Source organism: Pseudomonas sp. (assembly GCF_026224925.1).
Lineage (GTDB): Bacteria > Pseudomonadota > Gammaproteobacteria > Pseudomonadales > Pseudomonadaceae > Aquipseudomonas.
Map to the genome: position 1 here is coordinate 1 of NZ_JAMFRV010000012.1, position 4,824 is coordinate 4,824.

The following is a 4,824-nucleotide window of genomic DNA, read 5'->3' on the forward strand; positions in this document are numbered from 1 at the left end:
GAACAAGTCACAAGAAATTGAAGTCGTCAGTCAGGTCGCAGTGCCGGCCCAGTTCTCTGCGCCCGTAGGCCTGATGACTTTGGAGAAATTTGCTGAGTCTGTCGGGCTGCCGCCTGGCGTCGTACTTGGCCACCTTAACCGGGGGATGCTGCCAACCGTCACGCTCGGTCGTCGCCGTCTTATTAATGTTGTTGCGCTCCAGCGTGAACTCGGCCGCAAGGAGTTTGCGCTGTGACCCAAGAATTCCGTGACAAATCATATAAATCCGAATCGCGTCCCAAATCGCTTGGTGAGCGGCTTCAGTGGATGGCCGACAACTTGCCCGGCTTCCGTGAAGAGCTTGAGTTGGTTGGCCAAGCTCAACGTAGTTCAACGCAGCCAGGTCGCATTACAGCACAGCAGGATGTATCCAGCCTGACGGGAGAGCGCGCATGAGGCCCGTTCGCCATTCGCTCCTGAAGAAAATTCGAAAAGATGCCGAGACCGCATATGCAAGTGCTTCTGGTGGTACCACGCGCGCACGTTTCGTTAAGTCGCAAATCTATGGCAGCGGCAAGCATCAGGACGCATACGCCGACCGTACCGCCAGCGCGTTAGCGCTGCCGGAACGGATCGGCGCTGCGACCGAGCCTGTCGGGTTAGTGCCGCATTTCGCGCAGGTATGCAGCGCATCAGATACCCCCATTAATAACATGGGGGAAAACTTAGCGAGCGCCGACGTTGCTGATGATGTGGGCACCTGGGCGAGCATATCCGAAGAGGACCTGGGCGAAGTGTCTTTGATGATGACCGACTCCGGCAAGATCAAGACGGTGATGGTCCGTAGGCCGTCTGACACTCAGGCGTGCATCATCGACTGGATCAATTTCACTGTGTTGGAAGACACGTTCTTCAAGACCGCTCGTCAGACATTGGTCGCCGATGATCAGATCATTGAAGAAGCAAGTCGCCAGTTCGAAAAAATCTTCGGCTTCGGCATTACCGAAAAGCGTGATCGGGGCATGAACTTCTACCGCGAGTCGTGGGTACTTGGCGATGGTATGGGGTTCGTGTGCTTCGGAGGGCAACGCGCAACCATGCTCGTCACCTTGTCCGGCCAAGGATGTCAGAACGCTGTTGCGGGCTGGGAAAAACGGCTGTTCCACTTCTTGACCAAAGTGGCGATGCGCCCCTCGATCTCTCGTATCGATCTGGCCCATGACGACATCGAAGGTGCTTACCTATCCGTGGACTGGGCCTACGATCAATACGTGCTTGGCGGCTATACGCAAAAGGCTGGCGGTCGCCCGCCAAATATCGAACGCATCGGCAATTGGACCAGACCTACTGGCAAAGGAAGGACTTTGACCATCGGTCTGCGCTCCTCTAGCAAGTTCTGCCGCTTTTACGAGAAGGGGCGTAAGGAAGGAGACAAGTCCAGTCCCTGGTGCCGTTGCGAAGTCGAATTCAAGAACACAAACACGATCATTCAGTTCGACGTGCTTCTGAACCCAACAGATTTTTTCGCCGCCGCCTATCCATGCTTTTCAAATTTCGTTCAGGTCGAAACACCACAACGCATGGAAGTGAAAGTCAAGACGGCGCAGATCACGGTCGATGCCTGCATTGAAGTGACCAAGCATCAGTTCGGCAAATACATCCGTGTTTTCCGCGAGCTGTGGGGCGACAAGAAAGCCCTTGATCTGATTTGCAATGAGACAGACGACTACTGGCCAAAGCGTATGAAGCCGCTCACGAGCGATGCCACGTCCGGCCCTACGCCTGTGCACAAGCAAGCTCCTGTGCCTATTCCCTCTTTCATGCAGTTTATTACCACCGTCCCATGTTTCGGCCTCAATGGGGAAAACGGTTTTGCGTAGGCCATTCAAATCAGGAACCACAAAATGAAATTCGCTTCGACGATCAAAGTTACCGGCATGAAGTTCTCCAAAGGGACCATGGACAACGGTCAGGCATTCGACAGCACGAAGGTATTTGTCGAGACCGAACTGGACAGCAGCAAGGACACCGCTATGGGTACGGCCTGCGCCGAGTATGGCTTGGGCAAAGCCGAGGAATACCAGAAATACAAACACTTGGCCGACTCGTTCCCATTTATGGCGGTTGCCGAGATGGAAATCGTGACGAACGGTAAGACGCAAAAAACCGTCATCCACTCGCTGCGGCCTGTGGAAGCTGCGAAGCCAGCTGCCTCGGGTGGCAAACATGCAGGCGCATAAGGCCGAGTTCAAATTCATCGTTCAAGACAAAGAGTCGGCATTGTTTCTGATGCCGGTGGAAGGTGATGTTGGGTTCACGCCTTGGGCGCATGAGGCCGGACGTTTCGAGGGCATTGCCGAGGCCACCGACACAGCGGCTTTGAACTGCCATGAAGGATTTTTTGTCACTCAGGTTGTGTGCGCTGGGCTCAGCGGGTAGTCCCAGCATTGGTTGTGCGCTTTAGCGGTGCGCAATCGTGAAGGTCATCTTTAAAAACATTCGCCAGACGGCGTGTTAAGGGTTGCGATGGCAAAAATAATGATAGCGAATCTTCTGAACAAGAAGGGACCAGCGGTCAAAGACATTTCTGTTTCGGCTCATCTGCAACAAACGCTTAGTGAGGAGCAATAGCATTTTATGGCGACCGGTTCGGTACAAACAGTTGTCGTGTGCGTTCCTTCGACCGTTGCGCAGGCCCCCTGCCCAGCAGGTATGGCGATTTCAACGATACAGGGTTACGTCATTGATCCTTCGCAGGCGGCCAGCATTGACGCACAGAACGCACCGTTCGATTACTCGGTTGCCGCTGGCGTTTGGGGTTTTGTATTCACGTTCGTAGTGGGCATTTACTTAGTAAGTAAATCGGCCGGAACAATTTTAAATGCTATTCGGAATTTGTAGTACTGGCCGGGCAGGTTCCCGGAATATTGTTTTTGGAGTTTTAAATGAATAAATGTGTTCAACGTGGTTTTGCTCTGGTTGGTGCAATCGCTGCGTCGGGTTCGGCTTTGGCGGCTGGCCCCGACATGACTGGTTTGACCGCCGCTGTTGACTTCGGCACCGTCACGACCGCAATTCTGGCGATCGCTGGCATGCTTGCCGTCGTGTATGTCGCGGTTAAGGGCGCAGGTATCGGCCTGTCGATGCTGAAAAAGTAATTCGGCGTCGCATCAGTTTCGGGGTGCCTCGGCACCCCTTTTTTGATATCTCGGGCGAATCTATGACCATCAATCAGCTTTGGTATTTCGGTATTTTTATCTGGGGCCTCGTTTCGGCCTGGGCGGTAATAGAAGGCTTGAAGGGGTGACCGATGGGACGACGCATCTTGTGTTTTTTTCTCTGTCTATCGTTCTCGTTCAACAGCTTTGCAGCTGCCCCGGGCGCTGCCCTTGGTAACGAGATTGCCGCTATTGTCGCCTATAAAGCGGGCATTCGCGGCTTTGCTGCTAACGACCCACGCTTCGGTGCTGCGCTCGCCGCGCTCGGAACTGCGGCGACCGAAATCGGTATCGGAGTAGTTGCTGTTGGCACTGCGCCGGCCTGGGGGACGGTACTGGCTTCTGCGGCCGTTGCCGGCGCCGTGGGATATGCATTTTCCGCGCTGAGCAACTGGTTGTTCAACAGTGACGGCACAGTCACTATTACGTCTGCGGGTTATACGGCGGGTTCAGCGATGACCGCAGGTGGATCGTACTGGTATTGCTCTGGTGTTGGCGTCGGACAGTATTTAGCTGGCGACCCTATGTCCGCATGCCAGGGAGCTGTCGCTGCTCAGAACATCTTGTATGCGGCTTACGGTCTACAATCGCTCGGGGCTGTAGAGCAGAGCACTTCCACCAGTATCACTTACTGGCTTGTCAATGCGGCGGGTGCCAACGTGTCGAATATCGGCGCTACGTACACTGCCTCGGGAGCCCCGCACTCTTGTCCGGGTGGTCAGGCGTTCTCCGTTAACAACGGTACGTGCGGTGCCGTCCCGCCCCCTGCCGGTTCGCCTCCGCAGACTGTTCCGATTGCCACAGCGCTTGCAGAGCTCACGGCCTCGCAATTGGCGACCCCATTAGCTAATGCCGATGTCGCTTCCCTGGCGGATGCTCTTTGGCGGCGTGCAGCCAGTGACCCTGGATATGCAGGCTTGCCATATATCTCAACTGATCCGGTAACGGCGAATGACGTCGCAGCAACTATAGCGGCCAATCCAGGATTAGCACCCGCTACGGTCGGCGATTTAGCTGCGTCTATTCCTGCTGCGAATGCAGTGACACCTGTTCCCGGCAGTGCTGCTGCCGCGGCCGCAGCGAATCCTGGCGTGAACCCTGCCGCTAGTTCCCCGCTCGTTAATTTGGGGAGTGATCCGGGTATAGGCGCGCCGTCCCTTGAGTCCACACCAACAGCTTCTATGATTTTGAGCCCGATATTTAGCCTGTTCCCCACGTTGCGAAATTTTGTGGTGCCGTCACATAACTCGGTTTGCCCAACGCCCTCGATGACAATTTTCGGCAAATACATTCTCATGGATGGCCAATGCACGCTATTAGAGGCAGTCAGGCCCACGCTATATGCCGTGATGGCGTTTGTCTGGTTGGTAGTTGCTTTGTTCATCGTTCTTGCGGCATAGGAGCCTACATGTTCGGTATCGTTCTCTCGGCGTTGAACGTCGTTTTGGGTTTTATTTTTCGCTCAGTACTAATCAAGTTCATCGTATATTTTGCGCTGTTCTTCATCACCACGGAATTTATCGGCCTGCTGTCTTCGATGCTTCCGGATAGCTCGTCGCTATCTAATGCGTTGGGCGGTATTCCTTCAGGCGTTTGGTATTTCCTCGATCTATTCAACGTGTCGGCC

8 protein-coding genes are annotated in these 4,824 nt (G+C 54.6%); all 8 read left to right on the plus strand.

Annotated elements, in window-relative coordinates; translation table 11 throughout:
• Positions 1-235, plus strand: a 235-nt coding sequence (locus tag M0974_RS00705; protein ID WP_297831324.1) for a hypothetical protein, incomplete at its 5' end; no start/stop codon positions are given.
• Positions 232-435 (plus strand): hypothetical protein, encoded by a 204-nt coding sequence (locus tag M0974_RS00710; protein WP_297831327.1) that lies wholly within the window; start codon positions 232-234, stop codon positions 433-435. The genes M0974_RS00705 and M0974_RS00710, both read left to right, overlap by 4 nt.
• On the plus strand, positions 432-1,859 hold the full coding sequence (locus M0974_RS00715) for a replication initiation factor domain-containing protein (RefSeq protein ID WP_297831329.1): 1,428 nt from the start codon (positions 432-434) through the stop codon (positions 1,857-1,859). Before M0974_RS00710 ends, M0974_RS00715 begins: the two co-directional genes overlap by 4 nt.
• Before the next feature lie 24 nt (positions 1,860-1,883).
• Positions 1,884-2,219 carry a hypothetical protein gene (locus M0974_RS00720; protein ID WP_297831332.1) on the plus strand — a complete coding sequence of 112 codons (336 nt, stop codon included), beginning with the start codon at positions 1,884-1,886 and terminating at the stop codon, positions 2,217-2,219.
• Positions 2,206-2,418 (plus strand): hypothetical protein, encoded by a 213-nt coding sequence (locus tag M0974_RS00725; protein WP_297831335.1) that lies wholly within the window; start codon positions 2,206-2,208, stop codon positions 2,416-2,418. Before M0974_RS00720 ends, M0974_RS00725 begins: the two co-directional genes overlap by 14 nt.
• 506 nt (positions 2,419-2,924) lie before the next feature.
• Positions 2,925-3,137: a hypothetical protein gene (locus M0974_RS00730; protein WP_297831338.1), complete on the plus strand. Its 213-nt coding sequence runs from the start codon at positions 2,925-2,927 to the stop codon at positions 3,135-3,137.
• Between the two features lie 152 nt (positions 3,138-3,289).
• Entirely contained in the window at positions 3,290-4,597 is a 1,308-nt protein-coding gene (locus M0974_RS00735; RefSeq protein ID WP_297831341.1) for a hypothetical protein, read from the plus strand.
• A gap of 8 nt (positions 4,598-4,605) precedes the next feature.
• Positions 4,606-4,824, plus strand: a 219-nt coding sequence (locus M0974_RS00740) for a DUF2523 family protein (protein ID WP_297831343.1), incomplete at its 3' end; no start/stop codon positions are given.

Excerpts from the sequence above, each read along its gene's own strand:
- M0974_RS00715 (WP_297831329.1), top strand. The coding sequence starts at position 432 with ATGAGGCCCGTTCGCCATTCGCTCCTGAAGAAAATTCGAAAAGATGCC.
- M0974_RS00720 (WP_297831332.1), top strand. The coding sequence starts at position 1,884 with ATGAAATTCGCTTCGACGATCAAAGTTACCGGCATGAAGTTCTCCAAA.
- M0974_RS00725 (WP_297831335.1), top strand. The coding sequence starts at position 2,206 with ATGCAGGCGCATAAGGCCGAGTTCAAATTCATCGTTCAAGACAAAGAG.
- M0974_RS00730 (WP_297831338.1), top strand. The coding sequence starts at position 2,925 with ATGAATAAATGTGTTCAACGTGGTTTTGCTCTGGTTGGTGCAATCGCT.
- M0974_RS00735 (WP_297831341.1), top strand. The coding sequence starts at position 3,290 with ATGGGACGACGCATCTTGTGTTTTTTTCTCTGTCTATCGTTCTCGTTC.